The 23,647-nt window shown below is 64.9% G+C and carries 19 protein-coding genes and 1 pseudogene; 7 read left to right on the top strand and 13 right to left on the bottom strand.

Annotation, left to right across the window (positions count from 1 at the left end; all coding sequences use genetic code 11):
• Window positions 1–62: 62 nt before the first annotated feature.
• The 7 genes from rutF to C8J36_RS17850 all read right to left on the bottom strand — a co-directional run bounded on the left by rutF (window position 63) and on the right by C8J36_RS17850 (window position 7,537).
• On the bottom strand, window positions 63–596 hold the full coding sequence (rutF, locus tag C8J36_RS17875) for an NADH-dependent FMN reductase RutF (protein ID WP_132536751.1): 534 nt from the start codon (window positions 594–596) through the stop codon (window positions 63–65).
• A 33-nt stretch (window positions 597–629) separates the two neighbouring features.
• Window positions 630–2,048: an amidase gene (locus C8J36_RS17870; RefSeq protein WP_165915101.1), complete on the bottom strand. Its 1,419-nt coding sequence runs from the start codon at window positions 2,046–2,048 to the stop codon at window positions 630–632.
• The gene (locus C8J36_RS25005; RefSeq protein WP_165915100.1) at window positions 2,035–2,241 is read right to left on the bottom strand and encodes a hypothetical protein; all 207 of its coding nucleotides are present in this window, start codon (window positions 2,239–2,241) and stop codon (window positions 2,035–2,037) included. Before C8J36_RS25005 ends, C8J36_RS17870 begins: the two co-directional genes overlap by 14 nt.
• A 10-nt stretch (window positions 2,242–2,251) precedes the next feature.
• Window positions 2,252–3,298, bottom strand: coding sequence for an ABC transporter permease (locus C8J36_RS17865; protein WP_132536749.1), 1,047 nt, complete (start codon window positions 3,296–3,298; stop codon window positions 2,252–2,254).
• Window positions 3,295–4,863, bottom strand: coding sequence for a sugar ABC transporter ATP-binding protein (locus C8J36_RS17860; protein ID WP_165915099.1), 1,569 nt, complete (start codon window positions 4,861–4,863; stop codon window positions 3,295–3,297). Before C8J36_RS17860 ends, C8J36_RS17865 begins: the two co-directional genes overlap by 4 nt.
• A gap of 87 nt (window positions 4,864–4,950) precedes the next feature.
• Window positions 4,951–6,048, bottom strand: a complete 1,098-nt coding sequence (locus tag C8J36_RS17855) for a sugar ABC transporter substrate-binding protein (RefSeq protein WP_165915098.1) — start codon at window positions 6,046–6,048, stop codon at window positions 4,951–4,953.
• Between the two features lie 271 nt (window positions 6,049–6,319).
• Window positions 6,320–7,537, bottom strand: coding sequence for an MFS transporter (locus C8J36_RS17850; protein WP_165915097.1), 1,218 nt, complete (start codon window positions 7,535–7,537; stop codon window positions 6,320–6,322).
• 186 nt (window positions 7,538–7,723) lie between these two features.
• Here C8J36_RS17850 and C8J36_RS17845 point away from each other — a divergent pair, with 186 nt between their 5' ends.
• The 6 genes and pseudogenes from C8J36_RS17845 (at window position 7,724) to C8J36_RS17820 (ending at window position 15,223) form a co-directional block, all read left to right on the top strand.
• The gene (locus C8J36_RS17845; RefSeq protein WP_165915096.1) at window positions 7,724–8,515 is read left to right on the top strand and encodes a GntR family transcriptional regulator; all 792 of its coding nucleotides are present in this window, start codon (window positions 7,724–7,726) and stop codon (window positions 8,513–8,515) included.
• 276 nt (window positions 8,516–8,791) lie between these two features.
• Window positions 8,792–9,876 (top strand): annotated as a pseudogene (rutA, locus tag C8J36_RS17840) (pyrimidine utilization protein A).
• Window positions 9,873–11,450, top strand: a complete 1,578-nt coding sequence (locus tag C8J36_RS17835) for an amidase (protein ID WP_132536744.1) — start codon at window positions 9,873–9,875, stop codon at window positions 11,448–11,450. Before rutA ends, C8J36_RS17835 begins: the two are co-directional and overlap by 4 nt.
• Window positions 11,447–12,745 carry an amidase gene (locus tag C8J36_RS17830; protein ID WP_132536743.1) on the top strand — a complete coding sequence of 433 codons (1,299 nt, stop codon included), beginning with the start codon at window positions 11,447–11,449 and terminating at the stop codon, window positions 12,743–12,745. Before C8J36_RS17835 ends, C8J36_RS17830 begins: the two co-directional genes overlap by 4 nt.
• A gap of 10 nt (window positions 12,746–12,755) precedes the next feature.
• Window positions 12,756–13,382, top strand: coding sequence for an isochorismatase family protein (locus tag C8J36_RS17825; RefSeq protein ID WP_132536742.1), 627 nt, complete (start codon window positions 12,756–12,758; stop codon window positions 13,380–13,382).
• A 191-nt stretch (window positions 13,383–13,573) separates the two neighbouring features.
• Complete coding sequence (locus C8J36_RS17820; RefSeq protein ID WP_207897557.1) at window positions 13,574–15,223, top strand: dihydroxyacetone kinase subunit DhaK; 1,650 nt, start codon at window positions 13,574–13,576, stop codon at window positions 15,221–15,223.
• Window positions 15,224–15,432: 209 nt separating this feature from the next.
• Here the strand turns inward: C8J36_RS17820 and C8J36_RS17815 are convergent, their stop codons facing one another.
• Window positions 15,433–16,182, bottom strand: a complete 750-nt coding sequence (locus tag C8J36_RS17815) for an AraC family transcriptional regulator (RefSeq protein ID WP_207897564.1) — start codon at window positions 16,180–16,182, stop codon at window positions 15,433–15,435.
• A 282-nt stretch (window positions 16,183–16,464) separates the two neighbouring features.
• On the opposite strand from C8J36_RS17815, the gene C8J36_RS17810 reads away from it, so the two are divergent.
• Window positions 16,465–17,376: a DMT family transporter gene (locus tag C8J36_RS17810; protein ID WP_132536739.1), complete on the top strand. Its 912-nt coding sequence runs from the start codon at window positions 16,465–16,467 to the stop codon at window positions 17,374–17,376.
• Window positions 17,377–17,787: 411 nt separating this feature from the next.
• Here C8J36_RS17810 and C8J36_RS17805 read toward each other — a convergent pair whose 3' ends face one another.
• The 5 genes from C8J36_RS17805 to C8J36_RS17785 form a co-directional block, all read right to left on the bottom strand.
• Window positions 17,788–18,645 (bottom strand): carbohydrate ABC transporter permease, encoded by an 858-nt coding sequence (locus tag C8J36_RS17805; protein ID WP_062593835.1) that lies wholly within the window; start codon window positions 18,643–18,645, stop codon window positions 17,788–17,790.
• Window positions 18,646–18,649: 4 nt separating this feature from the next.
• The gene (locus C8J36_RS17800; protein ID WP_132536738.1) at window positions 18,650–19,588 is read right to left on the bottom strand and encodes a sugar ABC transporter permease; all 939 of its coding nucleotides are present in this window, start codon (window positions 19,586–19,588) and stop codon (window positions 18,650–18,652) included.
• Between the two features lie 107 nt (window positions 19,589–19,695).
• Complete coding sequence (locus C8J36_RS17795) at window positions 19,696–20,931, bottom strand: sugar ABC transporter substrate-binding protein (protein WP_062593832.1); 1,236 nt, start codon at window positions 20,929–20,931, stop codon at window positions 19,696–19,698.
• Between the two features lie 378 nt (window positions 20,932–21,309).
• Window positions 21,310–22,455, bottom strand: a complete 1,146-nt coding sequence (locus tag C8J36_RS17790; protein WP_132536737.1) for an ABC transporter ATP-binding protein — start codon at window positions 22,453–22,455, stop codon at window positions 21,310–21,312.
• Between the two features lie 257 nt (window positions 22,456–22,712).
• Window positions 22,713–23,645 (bottom strand): PfkB family carbohydrate kinase, encoded by a 933-nt coding sequence (locus tag C8J36_RS17785; protein ID WP_132536736.1) that lies wholly within the window; start codon window positions 23,643–23,645, stop codon window positions 22,713–22,715.
• Between the last annotated feature and the right edge of the window lie 2 nt (window positions 23,646–23,647).

Genomic DNA, 23,647 nt, shown 5'->3' with positions numbered 1-23,647 from the left:
TTCTCACGGCTGCAATGATCCGGATGCGATGAATGTCGATCCGTCCGAAGCCGGACGCGCGGCTAAAGGCTTTCGATGCCGAGGCGGTGATAGGCGCGCTTGAAGTAGATCAGTGGAACGTTGCTGCCGGTTTCATGGATGCCGAGGACCTTGCAGAAGAGGACCTGGTGGGTGCCGATATCGGTGCTCGCGTCGATCGCGCAGTCGAAGGAGACGACGGCGTCGGTGAGGACCGGGGCGCCGGTCGCGCCCGGCGTCCATGTGGCGGCGGCGAAGCGTTCCTCGACGGGGGTCTTGCCGCCGAACAGCGCCGACAGATGTTCGTGATGCCCGGCAAGCGTGTTGACGCACAGCATGCGGTTGGCGGCGAAGGTCTGAAAGACCGAACTCGACCGGTTGAGACAGACGAGAAGCGTCGGCGGCGTATCGGTCACGCTGCAGACGGCGGAGGCTGCAAACCCCGCTTTGCCGGCCGGCCCATCCGTCGTGATGATGTTGACGGCCGCGCCGAGCCGCGACATCGCGCTGCGAAACGCGTCGCGATCCACAGATGCGGGTTCGATCCGGCCGGCGTCGATGAGGGGTGCTGCGGACATGGGGCTTCCTTTTCTAGCGTTTCCGGCGCGCGCTCAGGCCGCCGTCGGGCGGGGAAAGGTGGCGGCGAACGATCCGAGCGCCAGCGCCTGCTCGATATGGCGGGCGAGGGACGCGGCGCGCTGCTCCTGCCAGGGCGGCGCCACGATCTGCAGGCCCACGGGCAGGCCTTCGCGGCTGCGGGCGACCGGCAGCGTCACCACGGGCAGGCCGAGAAAGGAGAAGGGGCGCGTCAGGGCCGTCATGGCGCTGACGATGCGGTTCATGGACGCACTCGCGCCGACGTCCACTTCGCTGGATAGCGGCGGCAGGAAGGGCATGGTCGGCACGATCAGGACGTCGCAGGCCGAAAACACCGTCGCGAGGAACTCCTCAAGCATCACCACACGAATCTGCAGGGCCCTGAGATAGAGCGGTGACGGAATGGCGATGGCCTGGGACAGCCGCATGCGGACCTGTGGACCAAAGTCCTCCGGCCGGCTGCGAAACGCGTCGAAATGAACGGCGGCGGCTTCGCTGATCGCCACGACATTGGCCAGCTCCGCAAGGTCCGAAAGGTCGGGCGGCAGAACGGTTTCGACCGAGCGGCAGGCAGGACGAAGAAGCCGCGCCATGTCGTCCATCGCTGACGCGACCTCGCCGGAGAGCGCCTCTGTAAAGACCCCGCCGCCGAGGCCGACGCGCAAGCTTCCGATCTCCGGTGTCAGAGCCGCGGGCACGGCGATGTCGCGGCAGGTCGGGTCCCGACCGTCGGCGCCGCTGATCAGCTGCAACAGGAGGTAGGCGTCTTCGACCGTGCGGGCGAGGGGGCCGATGCAGTCCTGCGAGAAGGACAGCGGCATGGCGCCGTGGCGACTGACGCGGCCCTGCGTCGGCTTGATGCCGACGACGCCGCAACAGGCGGCCGGCAGGCGGATGGAGCCGCCCGTGTCGGAGCCGAGCGCCGCAAGGACCACCTCGCCGCCGACGGCCGCACCGGAGCCGCTGGAGGAACCCGCGGTGATGCGCGCGGGATCGATCGGATTGATGGCGCGGCCATGATGCGCATTGTGGCCGGTCGGACCCATGGCGAATTCCGACATGTTGAGACGGCCGATCTGAAGCGCGCCGGCACGCTCCAGCCGGGCCATGACGGTGGACGTTTCCGCAGCCACATGATCCGCGCGGATCCTGGAGCCGCAGCCCGTGACTTTTGCCGCGCGATCGAACATGTCCTTGTGCGCCAGGGGAACGCCATGCAGCGGGCCGAGCGGAATGCCGCGCGCGACGGCCTCGTCCGCAGCCTTTGCCGCTTGAAGCGCCGCATCCCGCTCGATCGCGATGAAGGCGTTCAGATGCGGTTGCGAACGATCCGCCCGCGCCAGCGCCTCCGTGGTCATCTCAAGGGAGGAGATCCGGCCGGATGCAATGGCGGCTGCGGCCTCGCGCAGCGTTCCCGGCTCACTCGGGCTCATGACGTGCCGCCTGCAAGGTTCGTTCGAAATGCGCCGGCTCGATGGCGAAGAGGGCGACGCCGCGCGCTGCCGAGGGAGCGGCCACATGTCTCGCCGCGCGCTCTGCCTGTCCGGACATCGCGATCAGCTCGGCATCGTTTGCGTCTCGATCGAGGAACTGGCGCGCAAGGGCTGCGAAATTGCCGTGGTCCATGGGGGTTTCCTTAGCTGAAATCCTGGGGCTGTCGATTGCGCACCAGTTGGGAGAGCGCCACCGCGATCACCAGCGCGCCGCCGTAGAAGAGGTTCTGCACATAGGCGTCGGCGCCCAGCATGGTGAGCCCGGTGATCCCCGTCACGAGAAAATAGACCGCGATGACGGCGCCGAAGGGGTTGAAGCGGCCGGGCGAAATGGTCGTCGCGCCCAGAAACGCGGCGGCGAAGGCCGGCAGCAACAGGCTGAGGCCGGAAAGCGGATCGGCGGAGCCCGTCATGCCGGCATAGAGCACGCCGCCGAAAGCGGCGATCAGGCCGGAGGTGATGAAGGAGGCGGCGCGGACGCGATCGACCGCGATGCCGTTCAGGCGCGACACCTCGCGGCCCCGTCCGACGAACAGCAGCTTGCGGCCGGGAATGGTGAATTCCAGCACGTACCAGAGAATGCCGGCAAGCAGCAGCGCATAGAAGAAGGCGAGCGGGATGCCGAGGAAGCGGTTGATGATCACCCAGCTGACGAGGTCCATCGAGATGCCGGAAATCGTCTGCGACTGGCTGACCCAGAGGATCAGCCCGTTGACGAAGGTGCCGATGCCGAGCGTGACGATCAGCGAATGGATGCGGAAATAGAGGACGAAGACGGCATTGACCGCGCCGATGACCGCGCCGCTGGCCAGGGCGACCAGGATGACCGGCACGATCGGCCAGCCCTCGCGCACATTGAGAACGGCGATCAGCATCGTGCTCATGGTCAGCACCGAGGCGCCGGAGAGATCGAAATCGCCGGAGGTGAGTGGAACGAGCAGCGCCAGCGTGAGGACGACGAGGACCGCCTGCGAGCCGAACATGGTGGAGAAATTGCGCCAGGAGAGAAAAGAGTCGGGCATCAGCATGCCGAAGACGGCGATCAGCAGCAGCCAGGCGCCGAGAAGTGCGAAGCGCTCCGTCTCGGCTTTCCAGTCGAGCGGCCTGCGGGACGGAGGGTCACGGGTGGGGGTGGGCGCGGAAAGGCTCGTCGCAGGTGTTTCGGGCGTCGAGAGGTCGATGGTGGTCATTGCGCGGCCTCCGCTGCGGTTGTCTCGCCGTGGAAGCATGCCTCGGCGATGGATTTCCGGGTAATGTCTGCACCGGTGAGCTCCGCCACCGGCCGGCCGCGGGCAAAGACGATGATGCGGTCGCAGATCTGCTCCAGCTGCTCGTTGTCGGTGGAGGCGCACAGAACGGAGGTGCCCTGTCCGGTCGCGCGGTGCAGCGCTTCGAAGATCTGCTGGCGCGCGCCGAAGTCCACGCCCTGGGTGGGCTCGTCCAGCATCAGCAGCGTCGGCTTGGTCTGCAGCCATTTGGCGAGCAGGACCTTCTGCTGATTGCCACCGGAAAGGGAGCCGAGATTGAGCTCGGGCCGGGCCGGGCGCACGTCGTATGCGGTCGAGAGCGCTGCGGCCTGCCGGCGCATGCCGCGCTGGTCGAGACCGAGCGCCGAGAGATGATCGGCAAGCACGGGCAAAGTGATGTTGTCGGTGACGGGCAGGGATCCGATACCGGCCGCGCCGAGGCGGTCGCCGGGGAGAAAGGCGATGCCGAGCGATTGGGCGCGTTGCGGCGTCATGCGCGCGATATCGACCTCCTGGCCGCCGATCCGGATGCGGCCCGCGCCGCGGCGGGCGCCGTAGAGCAGGTAGGGAACGGCGGCAAAGCCCGAACCGATCCGGCCGGTGATGCCGAGCGTCTCGCCGGGGTGGATGTCGAGATCGAAGCCGGGGCGACGGCCGTCCGTCAGGTCCCGCACGATCAGGGCCGGGGCGCCGATGCCCGTCTTCCGGGTCTTCTCGAAGGCATCGACCCTGAGGCCGACGATCGTGTCGAGGATCGCTTGCCGGCCGGTCGTCTTCGTGTCGAGAATGGCGACCAGCTTGCCGTCGCGCAGGATGGCGACGCGATCGGTGATATCCCGGACCTCATCGATATCGTGGGTGACGATGACGACGGAGGCGCCTGTGCGCACGATCGAGCGGATGAGGGCGAAAAGGCGTTCGACATCCTGCGCCGGCAGGAAGGGCGTGGGTTCGTCGAGAACGAGAATGCCTTCGCCGCCATAGCCGGCATCGGAGGCGCGCAGGTCGTCGAAGGCGCGCACGATCGCGACGAAGGCCCGCTCCACGGGCGGCAGGCTGGCGACGGTGGCGAACGGATCGATGGCGAGGCCGAACGCGGCAAAGAGCGCGGCGACGCGGCCCGCTTCCTTTTTCCAGGAAACGCGCCAGGGCGTCTTCTGGCCGAGCGCCGCCACCCGCATGTTCTCGACCACGCTCAGCGACGGCACGAGGCTGAGATGCTGGTGGACGAAGGCGACGCCACGCTTCTTGATCGCCATCGGATCGAGCGGCAGAGGCATGGTTTCGCCCCAAAGCACGATCCGGCTGCCGGCCTCCGGCTGGTGAAAGCCGGCGAGCACCTTGATCAGCGTCGATTTGCCCGAGCCGTTCTGCCCGAGGAGGCCGAACACCTCCCCGCGGCGGATCGACAGCGTCACGCCGTCAAGGGCGTAATGGCTGCCGAAGCGCATGCGGATGTCCGACAGGCGAAGAACGTCTTTCCCGCTTTCTGCGTCCGGCGCAGGCATATCAAGTCCGGGCATATCCTGTTCAGGCGTATGATGTTGAGGCATGGGCGACGTCCTGGGGTTTGCGGTCCGGGCGGGCGCGTTGGCTCAGTTCAGCTTCCAGAGCTTCCGGAAACCGCCGAGATAGCTGTCGCCATAGCCATCGTTGAAATTGGCGGGGACGCCGGCGGTCTTCACGTTCGTCTCGTCGAAGATCAGCAGGGGCACGTTGAGCTTGGCGACGGATGGCTTGCCGCATATCATGCGCATGATGTTGTCGATGGCGGCATAGCCGGCCCAGCCGAGGCTTTCGCCGATATCCATGTCCACCTGTCCCTCGCGCAGCATGTCGAGAACGAAGGGCGTGCCGTTGAAGCTCGCGATCTTGACCGCGCCTTCCGACCCGGTGATGCGCAGGGCCGGGAAGACGAACTGCGCCATGGAGTCGTAGATCGGCAGCACGAAATTGATGCCCGGATCGGCGATCAGGGCCGATTGCACGCCCGGCTGGATCTTCGTCGCCCATTCGGACGCCGGCACGTCGAGATGTTTCTGGGTGCAGTCCGGGCAGAGCGCCGTCAGCTCGCTCTGGATAGCCTTGACGAAGGGAATGGAGGGCAGGACATCGGACGAGCCGACGATCAGCACGTTCGGCTTGCCGCCGGTCTTCACATAGGCCCAGGCGGCAAGCAGCTTGCCGGCGCCGGAAAAATCGACCTTGGACACATAGTCCACACCCGCGAAGGGCGCCTGCGTGACGTCGTAGAGATGCGTGGTGCTGATCTTGAGGCCGGCCGAGCGGGCTTCGGAGAGTTGCGGGCCGAGCACTTCGGGATTGAGGCCACCGGCGATATCGAGCGCATCATATTTCTGGCTGATCGCCTGGGAGACGCCCTGGATCCATTGATCGACTTTGAACTGGTTGTCCCAGGTCGTGTAGGTGAAGCCGACCTCGGCGGCCGCAGAGGCCATCGCCTTCTGCAGTTCGACGTTGAACGGAATGGTCATGGTGATCGGGATCGACAGGACCTTCTTGTCCTTCATGCAGGCCTTGGCATCGAACGCTTCGCCCGGCGCTTCGAAGACGGGCATCTTCTCATGCTCGGCGATGATGGCCTTCGCATCCGCCATGGGGTCGGCCATGGCCGGCGCGCTCAGTCCATAGGTGCAAACGGCCAGAAAGACGCCGGTGAGAAGCTTTTGCATATATCCCCTTTTCCGGCTCTTCAGCGCGAGCCCGTGGTCTGCCTCATTGCAGATCGTGGAGAGAATGTACGTACTTATTCTATTCGTCGTCAACCTGATTTGCTTAAAAAATATTCCTGCATATAAACTGTGCAATCTTGCTTGAACGGCAGGCAGCACGCTCTTTCCTTGGTCAGAGGATGCGTTTGGCGGGGACGGAAACGCCACGCAAGACGCCGGCCTTTCCGACATGAGGGAAGGCCGGATTGTCCGTACATTTCAAGGCTGTTCGTCAGTTGGAGGCGCGATGGGCCTGCCAGGCGAGCAGCATGCCGCCGAAGCCGAACAGCGAGAAGGCGAGGAAGCTCGCGCCGTAATGGCCGATCAGGGCGTAGAGCATGGCAAAGCTCGACGGACCCACAATGACGCCGATGAAGGTGTAGACGAGAACGCCCCCGGTGATCGCGCCGATCCGGGCATCCGGCGCGTTGCGCGCGACTTCGGCGAGGAGCACGCCGTTCCAGCCAATGGACACGCCGCCCATGGCGACGAACAGCGCGATCTGGGCGACGGCCGGCATGTCCGGCAGCCAGAACAGGCCGGCATAGCCGAGGCCGCCGAGAAGCCCCAAGAGCGCCAGCGTGAGAAAGCCGCCGCCGATGCGGTCGGCGACGACGCCCCAGAAAATGCGGCCGAACGCACCGGCAAACTGCATGGCGGCTGCCACCGAGCCAGCGGCAAGCACCGACCATCCGGCGTCGTGAACGAGCGTGACCACGGCAAAGGCGGAGATCGACAGCTGCATCGCGGAATAGAGAAAGCCGAGCGCACTCAGCGCCCGTAGCTTCGGGCTTCTCCAGATGATCGTCTGCTCGTCCAGGAAGCCGCGGCGAAACGAGGTGGGCTTGCGGGGTGCGACGGGCTCCGCCGCATGCGTCGACATCATCAGGAGCGAGACGAGGAACGGCAGGGCGGCGCCGACCAGCAGCGCTGCATGCCAGCCGAGTCTTGCGGACAGATAAGGAAAAAGGAAGCTGGCCAGGATGCCGCCGAGCGGAACGCCGCTCTGTTTCAGCGAGAAGACGATGTTGCGGCGCGCGGGCGGGGTGACGCGGCTCAGCAGTTCCGACGCGGCCGGATTGTTCAGCCCGTAGCCGATCCCGATCAGCAGGGAGCCGATCAGGATCGGGCCGATCATGGCTGTGGCAAGGCCGATGCAGCCGAGGATGAAACAGCCGAGCGCGGCCTGCTCGACGCGCACCGGGCCGAAGCGTTGGACGAGCGTGCCGGCAATGGCGGAAGACAGCATGCCGGAGGCATAGATGAGGCTGATCTGATAGCCGATCCAATGCGCGCCGATCCCGAGATCGAGCGCAACGAGCGGCGCGATGGCGGTCAGGGCAAGCACGCTCGCCGTGGCGACGATCTGCACCAGCGTGGCAACGGTCAGGGTCTGGAGAAGGGACGAGGCGCGCGGCGTTTCCACCGCTTCTGCCAGAATCTCGGACATGGAAGAACTCTCAACGAAAATAGAGACGGCTAAGAATGCTGTATATGTCCGTACTAATTGATTTCCCGATAGACGGCAACGTGGACGCCATCTTTTCTCGGCGGAGAATTTCGTTTGCGTCTGACGGGCAAAGCGGGCGATGAAGACGGCACGCAGAATGCGAAAAGACGGATGGGCGAAGCGCCGATGACGACACTGGATGAGGGCGATTCCGATCGGGCGGCGGCCGATGCCGTGGATTGGCGACCCGAGCTTGTGACCGCACCCCTCTATATGCAGGTGGCCCATCATCTCGAGGCGCGCATCCGACGCGGCGATTTTCCGGTCGGCTCGCTCCTTCCGACGGAAAACGAACTCGCCGCATCTCTCGGTGTCAGCCGCCAGACCGTTCGGCAGGCCATCGGCACATTGCGGGCAAGCGGACAGCTCTCGGCTCGCAAGGGTGTGGGCACGCGGGTCGAGTCTGGCGCGAACTTCGACGGGAAGCATTTCATCGCGCATTCGCGGTCCGAACTGTTCGAGATCGCCAGCCAGACGGAATTCGTGATCACGCGGAAGGAAGAGGTTTCGGCGCAGGGGCGGCTTGCGGTCGAGCTTGGCTGCCGGCCGGGACGCAAGTTCCTGCACATGAGCGGGGTCCGCTACCCTGTCACGCGACACAGAGCCTACTCGTGGAACGAGGTCTACATCGACGTCCGCCTAGCCCCGGCGGTGCGCGACCTCGAGGTCGCGAAATCGGCGATCTTCCATCTGATCGAGGACTTTACAGGCGAAAAAATCCTGGAAATCCAGCAGGACATCAAGCCCTTGCTGCTGACGGCCGATATCGCGGCCGCAATCGACGGCAAGGAAGGCGATCTCGCGCTTCAGGTGACCCGGCGCTATTTCAGCGCGGGCCGGCGCCTGATCGAATATGCCTTCCAGATCCTGCCGGCCGATCGCTTTACCTATTCGACGACGCTGCGCGCCGGAAACTGACCGGCCCGAAGACTGTCGCATCTGCCGATACGGCGCGTCCGTCGCCCTCCAATCTCCTTGCGTAAATTTTTGCCATTTGCTGCGCTGCGCCTTTCTCGAAGGCGGGATGGCGGCTGCAGTGATCAGAGCTGCGCCACGCAAAGAATGCATCTGCTCAAAGAATAGACACGCATAAATATGCAGCAAATTAGCGCTTTACAGGGTCCGGAATTTTTGCATTAGTTCGTACATACAGTGCGTCTCAAGCTTCTCTTGATCTTGCGAAGGAGTATCTCCATGGACATTGGCGTCTTCATCCCGATTGGAAACAATGGCTGGCTGATTTCGACGGAATCGCCGCAATACATGCCGAGCTTCGAGCTAAACAAGCAGGTGGTGCAGAAGGCGGAGGCCTATGGGCTCGATTTCGCCCTGTCGATGATCAAGCTGCGCGGCTTCGGCGGCAAGACCGAGTTCTGGGACCACAATCTCGAATCCTTCACGCTGATGGCAAGCCTTGCCGCGGTGCCAGCAAGATCAAGCTCTTCGCCTCGACGGCGATCCTCACCTTGCCGCCGGCGCTCGTCGCCCGCATGGCCAGCACCATCGACAGCGTTGCGCCGGGCCGCTTCGGCATCAACATCGTCACAGGCTGGCAGCCGGCCGAATACGAGCAGATGGGCGTCTGGCCGGGCAACGCCTATTTCGGCTATCGCTACGACTATGCCAGCGAATATGTCCACATCCTGAAGGATCTGTGGGGGACCGGCGAATGCACCTTCTCCGGCACGCATTTCACCATGAAGGACTGCCGGATGAAGCCGGCGCCTCAGGGGAAGATCGAGATCGTCGCGGCCGGGCAGAGCCCGCGCGGCATGGCGTTCGCCGCCGAATATGCGGATTACAACTTCATCTCGGGTGTCGGCATCAACACGCCGAAGGCCTATGCGGCGAACAATGCGACACTCGTCGACGCCGCCGCGAAGACCGGCCGCGACGTCGGCGCTTATGTGCTCTTCATGGTCATCGCCGATGAAACGGACGAGCTCGCCAAGGCGAAGTGGGAAAAATACCGCGCCGGTGCCGATGTGGACGCGCTCGCCTGGATGGCGGACCAGGGTGGGCGCGACCAGACGGCCGACGCGACGTCGACGGTCAAGCACATCAACCTTCCCGAAGGCGCGGTCAACTTCAACATGGGCACGCTGGTCGGCTCGTATGCCCATGTCGCGGCCATGCTGGACGAGGCCGGCGATGTGCCCGGCACCAAGGGCATCATGCTCACCTTCGACGACTTCCTCGTCGGTCTCGACCAGTTCGGCCAGCGGATCCAGCCTCTGATGCAGACCCGCGCGACCGCGACGGCCATCGCTGCGGAATGATCCGCACGGCTGCCGCCCTGCCGATGCCGGTGCTCGATCCCGCAACCCTGCGGGATCCGACGCTCGCGGACGCTCCCTTCCGGACGGTACCGGCATCGTCGCCCCTCTCCGCGCAGGATCGGTTCGCGCCGAAGGGCGATCCGGAGCGGGTTGCCGCTGACGCTTCGGTTCAAGAGGCTGCGGCAATCCGGCATCTGGGTGTCGGCGAACTCCTCTGCGCCTATGCCGACGGCACCACGACGCCATCGGATGTGCTGTCCGCCCTCCGCATCGCGATGGATGATGATCCATCCGGACGCGATGCGATCCTCAGCCCTGTCGCGCGCGCGCAGGAGGCGGCACTGGAAAGCACGCTGCGCTGGCAGGCCGGCACCGCGCGACCGCTCGAAGGCATTCCGTTCGGTATCAAGGACATCATCGACGTCGCCGAAACCCTGGTGACCTCCGGCTCGCTGTTCACGGGCGACAGGATCGCGAAGACGGATGCCGAGGTGGTGGCATCCCTGCGCGCGGCGGGCGCCATTCCCTTCGTCATGACCGCCACGACCGAATTTGCCACCGGCTCTCCCTTCAACCCGCGCTATGGCACGGTCGGTAACCCCTGGGATGCGGCCCGCTGGACCGGGGGCTCCTCGACCGGTTCCGGCGCCGCCCTTGCCGCGCGCCTGCTGCCGCTCGCTCTCGGCACGGATACCGGCGGGTCGATCCGGGTGCCGTCCTGCTGGTGCGGAACCACGGGCCTCAAACCGAGCCGCGAGCGGGTGTCGCGAAAAGGTGTCGCGCCGCTTTCCTGGACGCTCGATCATGTCGGGCCCATGGCGCGCAGCGCTGCGGACATCGCCGCGAGCTTTCCCTTCATGACGGCCGCGTTCGATGCCGACCTTGCCGCGGACTGCGCCGCCCTCGTTTCCGCTGAGCCCGATATCGCCGGTCTGCGCATCGGCGTTCCCGATGGCTGGTTCACGGATCAGGTGTCATCCGAGGTTCTTGCCAATTGGCGCGCGGCGTTGGGTGTTCTGGAAAGCCTCGGCTGCACGCTCGCGCCCCTGCCGCGCATCGATGTCGAGCCGTTGCACAAAGCGGGTTGGACCATCCTGCTGTCGGAACTTGCGACCTATCACGGGGAGCGGATCGACCAGGCGGCGCTGTTCGATGCGGGTCTCGTTCACCGGCTGCGGCAAGGCATGGAGATCCGCGCATCGGACTATGGGCGTGCGCTGCAGTTGCGGCTTCAGGCGCAGGAAACGCTGGCAGCGGCAATGGCCGGCGTCGATCTCCTGATTACGCCGGGGATCGGCGGCGAGGCCGGGCTGCTCGACACGCTCAGCGTGGATGTGGATGGCCGCTCCGTTGCCTTCCAGGACATCCTCTCGCGCAACACCATGCTCTTCGATCTCACCGGCTTCCCGGCGCTGATGCTGCCCTCGGGCCTCGGGCGAACCGGCCTTCCGACCGGGATCCAGATCGTCGGTCGGCCGATGGACGACACGCTTTGCCTGCGCGCCGGCATCGCCTTCCAGGCCGCGACCCGGCATCACAGGGCGCTGCCGCCACGGCTGATGGCGCACGCATGAAGGCAGCGCACGAATGGACGGCATCCGACATGCTCGCCGCAGTCTCCGGCGGCAGGATCACGGTGCGGGCCCTGATCGAAAGCTGCCTCGCGCGGATCTCGGCGCGGGACGATGAGGTGCGGGCCTGGCTGTGGCTGAACGCGGATGCGCTTGGCCAAGCCGACCGCCTCGATGCCCTGCCGGCCGATCGACGGGGGCGCCTGCACGGGCTGCCGATCGGCGTGAAGGATGTGTTCGACACGGCCGACATGCCGACGACGCACAATTCGCCGCTTTATCAAGGGTTTCGTCCGGCAGCCGACGCGGCGGCCGTTTCGCTTTTGCGGGCGGAAGGCGCGGTTCTGATCGGCAAGACCGACACCACGGAGTTCGCGGCGGCCGGTCGCAACGCTGCGACCGGCAACCCGAACGATCTGACGCGCACGTCCGGCGGTTCGTCGGCGGGCTCGGCGGCAGCGGTTGCCGATTTTCACGTTCCTCTGGCGCTTGCGACCCAGACGGGCGGTTCCACCATTCGCCCGGCCGCCTTTTGCGGCGTTTACGGCTTCAAGCCGAGCGCCCATCGCGTCAGCCGCGAGGGCGTGAAGCTCTATTCCATCAGCTTCGACACGGTCGGCTGGATGGCGCGCTCCGTTGCCGATATCGCGCTTTTGGCAGTCACTTTCGGCCTCACGGAGCGCCTGCGTGCGCCGCCGTCAAACGACATCCTTACGATCGGCCTGACGACGGGTCCGCACCTGTCCTTGCTCGAACCCGAGGCGTTGCAGGCGCTGGATGTTGCGGAGGCGAGACTGCTGGCGGCGGGGCATCGCGTCACGCGGCACGATCTGCCTCCCGCCTTCCAGACGCTCGACCTCTGGCATCGCACGGTCCTTCAGCGGGAAGGCGCACAGGCGTTCCGCGCGCTTGCCCGCACGCAGGCCGCAGACCTGCATGACGATTTTCACCGTCTGGTCGAGAACCGGGACAACCGTTCGCTTGCCGAGCTGAACGCGGCCTATCACGGTATCGCCGGGGCGCAGCGGAGCTTCGACGACATCGCGAGCCGCTTCGATGTCATCCTCGCACCGAGCGCGCCGGGCATAGCACCTCTCGGTCGCAAGCCGGGAAATCCGATCTTCAATGCCCTGTGGACGGCCCTTGGCGTCCCCTGCCTGAACCTGCCGGTCGGCGGACTGCGCGACGTTTCCATGCCGATCGGGGTCACCGCCATCGCCATGCGGTTCGACGACGTGGCGCTTCTGGAGGCCGGCCGACGCATTGCCCCGCTTCTGGCTGGCGTTTCCAGCCCTTGAGGAGACCTTCATGTCCGCTGACGACCTGCTCGAGAACTATGCCAAGGCCTATGACAACCGGATCGGCTTTGGAAAGAAGCCGGCGCTCGTGCTGGTCGATTTCGTGCAGGCCTATTTCGACCCGGACAGTCCGCTTTACGCCGGCGTCGATGCGGCGCTCGCAAGCGCCCTTCGCATCCGCGCGGCCGCCCGGTCGAAGGGTATACCCGTGATTCTCACGGGCGTGGTTCTTCACCCGAGCGGTGCGGATGGCGGCCGCTTCTTCCAAAAAGCCAAGCCGCTTGCCTGCTTCACCCTGGGAAATCCGCTTGGTCGCTGGCCGGAAGGGCTGGTGCCCGAACCGGATGAATTCGTCATCGCCAAGCAATATCCGAGCGCCTTCTTCGGCACCTCGCTCGCTCCTCTTTTGACCTCCATGGGCATCGACAATGTCGTTCTCACCGGACTGACCACCAGCGGCTGCGTGCGCGCCTCCTGCGTCGATGCCATGTCGCACGGTTTCATCACGACGGTGGTTCGCGACGCCTGCGGTGATCGCCACCCTGCGCCGCACGAGGCAAATCTGTTCGACATGAACGCCAAATATGCCGACGTCGTTTCCGAGGCCGATATTCTCGCGCATTTCCACAGCCTTTGAGCCAGACCTCCTCTCCTGGACATCATCCCTCGTTGGACGAGCCGGAGGGCACCATTCGCGCGGCTATGAAGGCGGGCATCGCCTCTCTATAGGAGACCGATGTTCCTCTGCATCCAACCTGACCTATAATGAAGGGATCACGACGGAGCCGGGAACGCCACCTCGTCCCGTCGCCTCGGAGGAACCGACCCGTGAAATGCTTCATGAATGCCCGCGAGAACCTAGTGACGGAAGCGATCGAGGGGTTGCTGATCTCGTCCGCCGGCGAGGCGCTCGTCCGGCTCGACGGCTTTCCGGAGATCAAGGTCGTTCTGCGGAGAGACTGGCAGAAGCGGCAGGTGGCGGTCATTTCCGGCGGAGGATCCGGCCACGAACCCGCCCATGCCGGCTTTGTCGGCGAGGGCATGTTGACGGCCGCCGTCTGCGGTGAGGTCTTTGCGTCGCCGAGCGTCGATGCCGTTCTCGCGGCGATCGTCGCGGTGACGGGCGACCCCGGATGCCTGCTGATCGTCAAGAACTACACGGGCGACCGACTGAATTTCGGGCTTGCCGCCGAACGCGCCAAGGCCCTGGGTCTGAAGGTCGAGATGGTGATCGTCTCGGACGATATCGCGCTCCCGGATTTTCCCAATCCACGCGGCATTGCCGGAACCCTGTTCGTCCACAAGATCGCCGGCGCACTGGCCTCGGAAGGGGCCTCGCTCGAGGCGGTCCACGCGGCGGCACGGGATGCGGCCGCGAACGTCCGCTCGCTCGGACTGGCACTGACAAATTGCAACATCCCCGGTGCTCCCGGATACCACACGCACCTCGCCGAAGACGCGGTCGAGCTGGGGCTCGGCATCCACGGAGAACCGGGAGCCGAAACGCGTCCGTTCGCGCCGGCCGACGAGCTCGTCGCGATCGTGGCCGACAGGATCGACGCGCGCCTTGGCGCGAAGGACCGCGTCGCGCTGCTCGTGAATTCGCTCGGCGGCACGTCGCCCCTGGAGATGGCGATCGTCACCAGTGCCTTGAGGAAGACCAGGCTGTTTGCCCGGGTGGACGCCGTTCTCGGCCCGGCTCCCTTGATGACGGCGATCGACATGCGCGGCTTCTCGCTGAGCGTGCTGGTGCTGAACCGCGAGCGGCTGCGGGCGATCCAGGCCGAGACGTCGGTCGCGACCTGGCCGCGGTTGAACGCTCGGCCCGATGCGGCGGCGCGGATCATCGCAACACCGGAGCTTGCCCGGACCACGGTCGCCCCTTCGGACGATCCGGCGGTTCACGCGTTTCTTCTGGCCGCAACCGCCTCTCTCGCGTCGCACGCGGCGGATGTGGATGCTCTGGATGCCAAGGTCGGCGACGGAGACACGGGATCGACGCTGGCGCTCGCCGCCGGTGCGATATCGGGTCACCTCGACCAGCTGCCGCTTCGAGACGGCGCGTCCCTGCTGCAATCCATCGGCGAACGGCTCCTGCGATCTGCGGGCGGGTCAAGCGGTGTCCTTCTGTCGATCCTCTTTACATCGGCCGGTCCGTCGTTTGCGACGGACGCAGATTGGGGCAGGGCCCTGCTTGCCGGACTTCACCAGATGAAACGCTATGGCGGGGCAAAGCGCGGCGACCGGACGATGGTCGATGCGCTCGAACCGGCGCTCGAAGCGCTGGTCGCCACGCAGTCTCTCGACGCCGCCGCGCAAGCGGCGCGCAGCGGCGCAAATCATACGGCGACGATCACCAAGGCCGGCGCCGGCAGGTCCGCCTATGTTCCGGCATCGGCGCTCAAGGGCATCAATGACCCAGGCGCGGAAGCCGTCGCGCGCCTCTTTGAAGATATCGCGCACCAGACGGGCCGCTGACCGGACGGGACGCTGACCAGACGGATTGAGACATCTGGGTGACGGCGGGTACCGCATCGTCTCGTCCTGCGGATGTCCTCTGCCGCGAGGGACGCTCGGCCCATGGACGGCACTCGCCCTCCTTCCGGGCGACGGCCAGTGCCGACGGCTGCATCGGCAGCTGCTATCCGGAGCGCTCGATGTTCGGCGCGCAAACGGCAGTGCGACCATCAGGCGCGATCGGAAACGCGTCTTCGAAAGGCAGAGGGCGTGGTGCCGGTATGTGTCTTGAAGACCCGCGTCAGGTGGCTCTGGCTGCTGAAGCCGCAGGCCGAAGCGATCCGGGCAATCGGCTCGCCTTCGGCCAGAAGCGCCTTGGCGCGTGCGAGGCGCCTGTGCTGGACCCAGCCGTGGGGCGAGACACCGCAGCTGGCGCGGAACATGCGCTGCAGGTGGAATGCGCTGAGGCCGGCAAGGGCGGCGAGATGCGGCAAGGTGATCTGGGTGTCGAGATGGGCCTCGATGTAATCGGTGATCCGGCGGCGCACGACAGGTGCAAGGCCGCTCTTCACGCAGACGGGACGGGCACCGCCATAACGGGGATCGACAAACAGACAGGCGAGGGCCGTCGTGATCGCCGCGTCGGCCAGCAGCGGATCGCCCCACATCGTGGCGTCCGCGATTCGGCGCAGCGCCTGCGCGAGCGCCGGTGACTGGTCGAACGTCGCTTCGGGCACCACCATCAGCCGGCAGTCGCGATCGAAGGTCTCGGCAAAGACGCGCCGGATCTCCACATCGGGCACATAGAGGTGGACGAAGGCGAAGGGCTCGGTGATTTCCCATTCCGAGGAGGCGCCTTGCGGCATGATGCAGAGCGCACCCGGCCAGCCGCTAACATGACCTCGATCGATACGACGGGTGCCGGATCCACCTTCGAGATACAGGCTGAACGTGTGGTCATCCGGCTGCTCGTAGCGCATCTGGTCATGGGCGTTGCGCCAGATCGCCGCCGACCGGCCCAAGCCGAGAGTCAGCGCATCGGTGACCTGCGCGCGGGGCGAGGCCGAAAGAAAGCGGAAGATGGACGGGTTGTCGAGGGACATGACAGTGCTCTGGCGGACTGAGCGCCATCTTACGACATTGGGCAGCGCTGGCCAGCCGCGGCATCTCGTCTGGCCTCGGCCAGAGCACTTTCACCGCAAGAATCTGCAAGAAGTGCGGCTTTTTCCCTCCTACTGTTCCGCCATCACAGCGAGAACGTCATGGCCAACATCCTTCTGTTCGTTTCGACCGTCATCATCTGGGGCACGACCTGGATCGCCATTGCCATGCAGGTCGGGTCGGTGCCGGTGCTGGTTTCGGTGTTCTACCGCTTTGCGGCGGCCGCGCTCATCTTCCTCGTCGTGCTGGGCGCGATGGGCAAGCTCAAGGTGCCCGCCGCCCGGCACCAGCCTTTCATTCTGGCCCAGGCGCTCTGCCTGTTCAGCTGCAACTTCATCTGCTTCTACAACGCCGCCAGCTACGTGCCGTCGGGCCTGATCTCCGTGATCTTCTCGCTGGCAACGATCTACAACGCCATCAATGCCCGGCTGTTCTTCGGCGATCGGATCACCGGGCGAACGGTGGTGGCGGCTGCGCTCGGCGCGTCCGGGCTGCTCCTGCTGTTTGGCCCGGATATCCTCGTGCATTTCGATGCCGACACGTGGAAGGGCGTCGGCCTGTCGGCGCTCGGCACCCTGTTCTTCTCGCTGGGCAACATGGTCTCCCGCCGCAACAGCGCCGGGGGCATCGCCCCCGTGATCGCCAATGCCTGGGGCATGACCTATGGCGCGATCGTCCTGCTGCTCCTCATCGCCCTCACCGGCACACCGGTCGTCGCACCGCCCGACACGCGCTATCTCATCGCCTTGCTCTATCTCGCGGCCTTCGGCTCGGTGATCGGCTTCACCACCTATCTGATGCTGGTTTCGCGCGTCGGCTCGTCGCGGGCTGCCTATACGACGGTGCTCTTCCCGGTCGTGGCGCTGTCGCTCTCGACCGTCTACGAGGGCTATCATTGGACCCCCCTTGCAATCCTCGGCCTCGTGCTGACGCTCGCCGGAAATGTGGTGATCTTCGCGCGCCCGAGGTCGCGATCGACAGATCGAGCCACAGCAAGAGTGTCGCCACCTTGAAACCCGCCTGACGATTGGAGCTGAGGTCTGCGCCACGGTCGATCTCCCTCGACGTCACATCGAACTCAACGTCCCGGGCCTGTCGCGGACAGGAGTGCCTCCCGCACCCGCCGTGATCCCGCCATGCGGGCCTTGACGGATGCCAGCAGGTCCGGCGAGGCGGTTTCGCGCCGGCCTGCGCGTCGCCGGACAGGTCGAACTGGCCAGCGACACCCCCCCATGCCTTCGGTCACGGCCACATCGGGCTTGAGGCCGGCCTGGTCAACGGGACGCTCGGCTCAGACCGGATCGCGGCACGGGAAGGCACCCCGGCAATCTGCAGATGGTCTGCGGCGCGGTTTCGCACGGGGAGAGCGGGGACTTGGCGACCCATGCAGGACCGTTGCGCGGCCCGCGCTCAACGCGCGCCGATCAGCTCTTCACCGATCCGGAGGTCATGCCCGCGAGGAAATAGCGTTGGGCGAAGAGGTAAAGGAGCAGGAGCGGCAGCGAGCCCAGCACGCTCATCGCCATCATCTCGTTCCACTCGAAGGCGTGCTGTCCCATCAGCAGCTGGATGCCGATCGGGACCGTGCGAAGGTCCATGGATTTCGTCAGCGTCAGCGCAAAGAGAAATTCGTTCCAGGAGAGAAGGAACGTATAGACCGCCGTGGCGACGATGCCGGGCACCGAGACCGGGACGATCACGCGCCAGAGCGCCGTCCAGCTGGTGCCGCCATCGACCAGGACCGCTTCGTCCAGCTCCTTCGGCAGCGTGTTGAGGTAGCCCGTCATCAGCAGGATGGCATAGGGCAGGGTGAAGACGAGGTAGGTCAGGATCAGCGCGAAATAGGTATCGAAGATGCCGAAGGCGACGACCATGCCGAAATAGGGGATGAGCAGCGTGATCGGCGGCACGGTCTGCGTGCTGATGATGAAGATGTTCAGCGTGTTCTTGAAGCGGAACGAATACCGACTGAAACCGTAGGCCGTGACGATGGCGACGAGCAAGGTGAGCAGCGTGACGACGCCGGCGACGATGTAGCTGTTGATGAAGAAGCGGATCTTCACCGGATCGTCGAAGATCGAGGCGTAGGCCACGAGCGTATAGACGTCCGGCAGGAGTTTTGGGGGCAGGGCGAAGATTTCCGTGTTGGATTTCAGCGAGCTGAAGACCATCCAGAGAATGGGAAAGCCCGCAAAGACGAGGCCGATCGCCAGGCCGATATAGGTCAGGATCGTGGGCAGGACGGAACGGCCGGAGGCGCGCTTGGCTGAACGTTGGGCCATGGGATTACCTGCCCTTCTGGTGCTTGATGTAGAAATAGGTCACGCTCATCGACACCACGAGGATGATGATGGCGCTCGCCGAGGCCAGCGAGAATTCATACTGCGAGAAGGCGAGCTTGTAGGTGTAGGTGCTCAGCACCTCCGTCGCGTAGATCGGCCCGCCGCCGGTCGTCATCCAGACGAGCGGAAAGACCTGCATCGTCCAGATGAAATCGAGAAGCGCGATCGAGATGATGATCGGCATCAGTTGCGGAATGGTGATGTACCAGAATTTCTGCAGCTCGTTCGCCCCGTCGATGCCGGCCGCCTCGTAGAGCTCCTTGGAGATGCCCTGCAGGCCGGCGAGCAGGCTGACCATGTAGAGCGGATAGCCGGCCCAGATGTTCGCGAAGGTGAGGGCATGAAGCGCGGTCGCGGTGGAGGAGAACCACTCCACTTTGAAATCGACGATATGAAGGGCCATGAGCACGCTGTTTACGACGCCGTTCGGGTCGAGCAGCAGCCGCCAGATGATGGCGATGATGACGGCGGTGAAGAGCCAGGGCAGAATGTAGAGCACGCGCAACAGGCTGCGAATGGCGGGATCGATCCGCTGTGTATTGAGGAGAAGCGCGAAGGCGAGGCCGATGAGAAAGTGGAAGACCACGCTCATCACCGTGAAATAGAGCGTCTGGCCGAAGGCCTGCCAGAAGATCGCGTCGCCGAAGATCGTCAGGTAGTTCTGAAAGCCGACGAACGCGGAATCCTTCTTCATGATCGCGCCATCCATCAGCGAATAGCGAAAGACCATGATCATCGGAAACAGCATGAGCACCGAGAAGAGCAGGGTGGCCGGGGCGATATAGAGATACGGAACCAGCCGCTTTCGCGTTCGATAGGCAACGAAGCCGCGCTTGCGCTTCGTTGCGGACGGAACGGCCAGACCTTCTGTCACACTGCTCATGACGGTTGCTTTCCCGATGTCCTCAAAGGCGGATGAAGCGCCCCGGCAGGCGATTGGCGCCTGCCGGGGATGCGTGCGGCGCGGTTTTCACGCTGCAAGGAAACGCGTTAGAACTTGGTCAGCCATTGCTTCTGGGTGTTGGCCGCGGCTTCCTTGGGCGTTTCCGAACCGTCGAACATCTTCTGGACCTCGATGCCCATCTGGCGCATCAGATCCTCGGCCACGGGAAGGCCGACGAACTCGTTGGCGAGATGACCGCTCTGGAAGATCGCGAAGGCCTGCTCGAACAGCGGGTCGGACTTCGAGAAGTCGGGCTTTGCGTTCACATTGCCTGGAAACGCATTGGCGATGGAGACGAGGCGGCCGTTGACGTCGGGGCTCATCAGATATTCGACCAGCTTCCAGGCCTCTTCCTTGTGCTTGCTGCCTTCGCTGATGCCGATGCCCCAGGATGCATAGGGCAGGCCGCGCTTGCCCGTATAGCCATCGACCGCGGGCAGGGCGGAGATGCCGAAATTGAGCTTCGGGTTCCGCTCGCGGATCAGGTTGATGTGGGCCAGGGAGTCGACCATCATGCCGACGCGACCGTTGACGAATTCCTCGACCTTGTCCTGCTCCTTCTTGGCGAAGATGCCGGGCGAGATGACGCCCGCGTCGTGCAGGGACTTGATGTATTCGAGCGTGCCGACGACGGACTCGTTTTCGAGATCCGGCTTGCCGTCCTTCAGCATCGATCCGCCGGACGCCCAGGTCCAGGACATCACGTCGTTCTGGATGCCGCCGGGGTTCTGCAGCGACAGCGGCAGCACCCAGCCATACTGGTTCTTGGCCGCATCCGTCATCTTCTTGGCGGCTTCGGCAAATTCCGTGCGCGTGCCCGGCACCTTGTCGACGCCGGCCGCCTTGGCAAGATCGAGATTGACGAACACCGGATAGACGAAGGAGGCAAGCGGGAACATGACGCTGTTGCCATCGACCTTGACGATGTCGGCGATCTGCCCGGCATCGTATTTCGCATTGGCCATCAGCGGGTCCATCGCGGCGATGGCGCCCTGCTTGGCGAGGCCGTTGACCCAGGCGCCATCGAGGCCGACGACGTCGCTGAGCGTGCCGGACGCCGCACCGACGACGATCTGGTCGCGCGTGGTGGCGTAGGGGCCGCTGACGAGCGTGACCTTGATGCCCGGATTGGCCTTTTCGAAATCATCCATGATGCCGCGCAGCGCGCCTGCGGGCATTTCCGGCTCCCACCACTGGATGAACTCGATGGTGGTATCGGCGAAAGCAGCCGTCGAGCACAATGCCCAGAGCGCTGCTGTGGCGAGAAACTTCTTAGCCTTCATGATCCCCTCCCAGGAATACGGTTTGTTCGATCCTCCCAGATCGATATGGCAGTAGGGTCCCGAACGCCGACACCTGTCAACGTCCAATTTCGGCCTGCCGGAATTTCGGTATTTTCGAGTCCCGATGGAATCCGGTATCCTATTGATATATAGTTATATTATTCCCAATCCCGGCAGCGCGATTCATCTCAAAGTAAATTACCTGCGGATCGTTATTTCTTTACTTTCGTAAATAAATGAAAGAACGCGATTCCGGCGGTTTTTCGGTGAAGCTCGCAGAGCGACAGCCGCTCTCTGCAAGCCCCTCGATGTGCTGCTTTTCCGCGTGCCCGGCACCCTGTCCGGCAGCCTCCGATACGAGGGTGAGCGACGCAGCGGTCAGAGCGCCAGATGGGTCTCCGGGTCGAAGACATGCAGCTTGGTAACGTCGATCGCCACATCGATCCGCGCACCGGCCCGGGCCGGGCTGGTGGCCTCGAACTTGGCGACGGCATTCGCGGCACTGCTCAGTTCCTCCACGGCATCGGGGTCGCCGGAATCCACGCGGACGGCATCGATGTTCAGATGGACGATCCACTCCGAGCCCAGCTCCTCGATGGATTTGACCGTTGCCGGCAAGGTCGGATACATCGCGCCGGAGGCGAGCCCGCTGTCGTGGAGATCCTCCGGGCGGATGCCGAACACCACCATGCGCCCCTCGAACGCCCGCAGCCCGGGCGACCGCGCGAAGACCGCCTCCGGCACCGGGATCGAAAAGGTCGGCAGGACGATGCGGCCGTTTTCGAGCCGCCCCTGGAAGAGGTTCATCGACGGCGAGCCGATGAAGCCCGCGACGAAGGCATTGACCGGCTTGCTGTAGAGAACTTTGGGCGTGTCCACCTGTTGCAGCACGCCGCCCTTGAGCACGGCGACACGGTCGCCCATCGTCAGGGCCTCGGTCTGGTCGTGGGTGACGTAGATGGTCGTCACCGCGAGCTGCCGCTGCAGGTTGACGATCTCGGCGCGCATCTGCACGCGCAGCTTGGCGTCGAGGTTGGAGAGCGGCTCGTCCATCAGGAAGGCTGCGGGCTCCCGCACCATGGCCCGCCCCATCGCCACGCGCTGGCGCTGCCCGCCGGAAAGCTCCGCCGGCTTGTTGCCGAGCACCTTGGTCAGTTGCAGGGTCTTTGCGATTTCGTTGACGCGTTTCGTGCGCTCGTCCTTGCTCTTTCCCGCAAGCTTCATCGAGAAGGCGATATTGTCGAACACGGTCATGTGCGGGTAGAGCGCATAGGACTGGAACACCATGGCGATGTTGCGATCCTTGGGCGAGAGATCGACGACGTTTTCGCCGCCGATGCTCAGCGTGCCGCTGCTGATCTCTTCCAGCCCGGCGATCATGCGGAGGGCGGTCGACTTGCCGCAGCCGGACGGCCCGACGAGGATCAGGAATTCGCCGTCGCGGATCGTCAGGCTGAGATCCTTGATCGCGTGGAACTCGGTTCCAAAGGTCTTGCAGATTTTGTCCAGCACCACGTCGGCCACGGTGTTCTCCTCCCAGTTTCCTCAGCCATCGGAACCTTGCGATGGTCCTTGTGCGACAGCGCCGATAGAAGGCCTGTCCGCGCGCCGCGCGTCAACGGCCCGTTGCCGCCGAAAGCCTCCGTCACTGCCGGCCACTCCGATTGCAGATTCCGTAGGCCCTTCATAAGACACGCATTTTCGAACGTGTCTTCCATATTGCGAACGAAAAAATATATTTTTACGCGTGCAAGTTTAACGGTTCGTTCGATGCGCCTGCGTCAGGCCATCGCCAGAGGTCTCGGCGCGTCGGTCGCCGTCATCAGCGCGTTGCAGGCGGCGTGATCGGGGAGGGCCATCCGGCCGCCTTTCCCGGTCACCGAGATCGCGGCGGCGGCGGCGGCATAGCGCACGCAGTCGATCGGCGGTTCGCCCCGCGAAAGCGCCAGAGCATAGGCGCCGTGAAAGCAGTCGCCCGCACCGGTCGTATCCACGGCGTGCACCGCATAGGCCGGAACGTGCCAGTCGCGCGCATCGCCCGCCTGGCGGACGAAGGCGCCGCGGTCGCCATCGGTGAGCACGACGGCTGCGCGGTCGCCGGTCCACAGACGCTGGAGAATGGCGGCCGGCGCGGTCTCGCCCGTCTGCGTCTCGGCATAGGCGAGCGGCAGGACGAGATGATCGGCAAGCGCGATCAGGCGATCGGTGGCCGGGCCGATCGACCATTCGATGTCGGCGACGACCGACAGCCCGAGTGCCCGCGCCCGCGCGACGGTGCGCTCGGAATGCGTCGCATAGCCATCGATGAGCAGGACCCGCGCCTCCGACAGCGTCTGGTCGCTGAGATCGTCGCGGGTCCCGTGCGGCACATCGTCGTCATAGGCGATGAACCGGTCTCCGTCGGGCCCGACGGTGATGACCGAGCGGATGGCCCGGGCATCGGGGCGGCGCGGGGCGCGGGAGACGTCCACGCCCTGCCGTTCGAGCTCGCCGGCGCTCGGATCGTCGTCGGAGGCGCCGCTCAGCCAGCCGATGAAGCCCGCCCGGCCGCCGAGCCGCGCAACCGCCACGAGGGCGGTTGCGACATTGCCGCCGAAGTCTCGCGTGCGCCCCACGACCTTGCCTTTACCGGCCTTCAGCGGTCGATCGACATAGACGATGTCGTCGATGGCGACGGCGCCGAAGCCGAGAACGTCGAGGCGGTGCGGCGCCATGG

Source organism: Rhizobium sp. PP-F2F-G48, assembly GCF_004342335.1.
Lineage (GTDB): Bacteria > Pseudomonadota > Alphaproteobacteria > Rhizobiales > Rhizobiaceae > Ferranicluibacter.
This window is presented reverse-complemented; position numbering and strand designations above follow the sequence as displayed.

Coding starts and splice junctions, on each gene's coding strand:
- rutF (WP_132536751.1), bottom strand. CDS start 596: ATGTCCGCAGCACCCCTCATCGACGCCGGCCGGATCGAACCCGCATCT.
- C8J36_RS17870 (WP_165915101.1), bottom strand. CDS start 2,048: ATGAGCCCGAGTGAGCCGGGAACGCTGCGCGAGGCCGCAGCCGCCATT.
- C8J36_RS25005 (WP_165915100.1), bottom strand. CDS start 2,241: ATGGACCACGGCAATTTCGCAGCCCTTGCGCGCCAGTTCCTCGATCGA.
- C8J36_RS17865 (WP_132536749.1), bottom strand. CDS start 3,298: ATGACCACCATCGACCTCTCGACGCCCGAAACACCTGCGACGAGCCTT.
- C8J36_RS17860 (WP_165915099.1), bottom strand. CDS start 4,863: ATGCCTGCGCCGGACGCAGAAAGCGGGAAAGACGTTCTTCGCCTGTCG.
- C8J36_RS17855 (WP_165915098.1), bottom strand. CDS start 6,048: ATGCAAAAGCTTCTCACCGGCGTCTTTCTGGCCGTTTGCACCTATGGA.
- C8J36_RS17850 (WP_165915097.1), bottom strand. CDS start 7,537: ATGTCCGAGATTCTGGCAGAAGCGGTGGAAACGCCGCGCGCCTCGTCC.
- C8J36_RS17845 (WP_165915096.1), top strand. CDS start 7,724: ATGACGACACTGGATGAGGGCGATTCCGATCGGGCGGCGGCCGATGCC.
- C8J36_RS17835 (WP_132536744.1), top strand. CDS start 9,873: ATGATCCGCACGGCTGCCGCCCTGCCGATGCCGGTGCTCGATCCCGCA.
- C8J36_RS17830 (WP_132536743.1), top strand. CDS start 11,447: ATGAAGGCAGCGCACGAATGGACGGCATCCGACATGCTCGCCGCAGTC.
- C8J36_RS17825 (WP_132536742.1), top strand. CDS start 12,756: ATGTCCGCTGACGACCTGCTCGAGAACTATGCCAAGGCCTATGACAAC.
- C8J36_RS17815 (WP_207897564.1), bottom strand. CDS start 16,182: ATGCGCTACGAGCAGCCGGATGACCACACGTTCAGCCTGTATCTCGAA.
- C8J36_RS17810 (WP_132536739.1), top strand. CDS start 16,465: ATGGCCAACATCCTTCTGTTCGTTTCGACCGTCATCATCTGGGGCACG.
- C8J36_RS17805 (WP_062593835.1), bottom strand. CDS start 18,645: ATGGCCCAACGTTCAGCCAAGCGCGCCTCCGGCCGTTCCGTCCTGCCC.
- C8J36_RS17800 (WP_132536738.1), bottom strand. CDS start 19,588: ATGAGCAGTGTGACAGAAGGTCTGGCCGTTCCGTCCGCAACGAAGCGC.
- C8J36_RS17795 (WP_062593832.1), bottom strand. CDS start 20,931: ATGAAGGCTAAGAAGTTTCTCGCCACAGCAGCGCTCTGGGCATTGTGC.
- C8J36_RS17785 (WP_132536736.1), bottom strand. CDS start 23,645: ATGGCGCCGCACCGCCTCGACGTTCTCGGCTTCGGCGCCGTCGCCATC.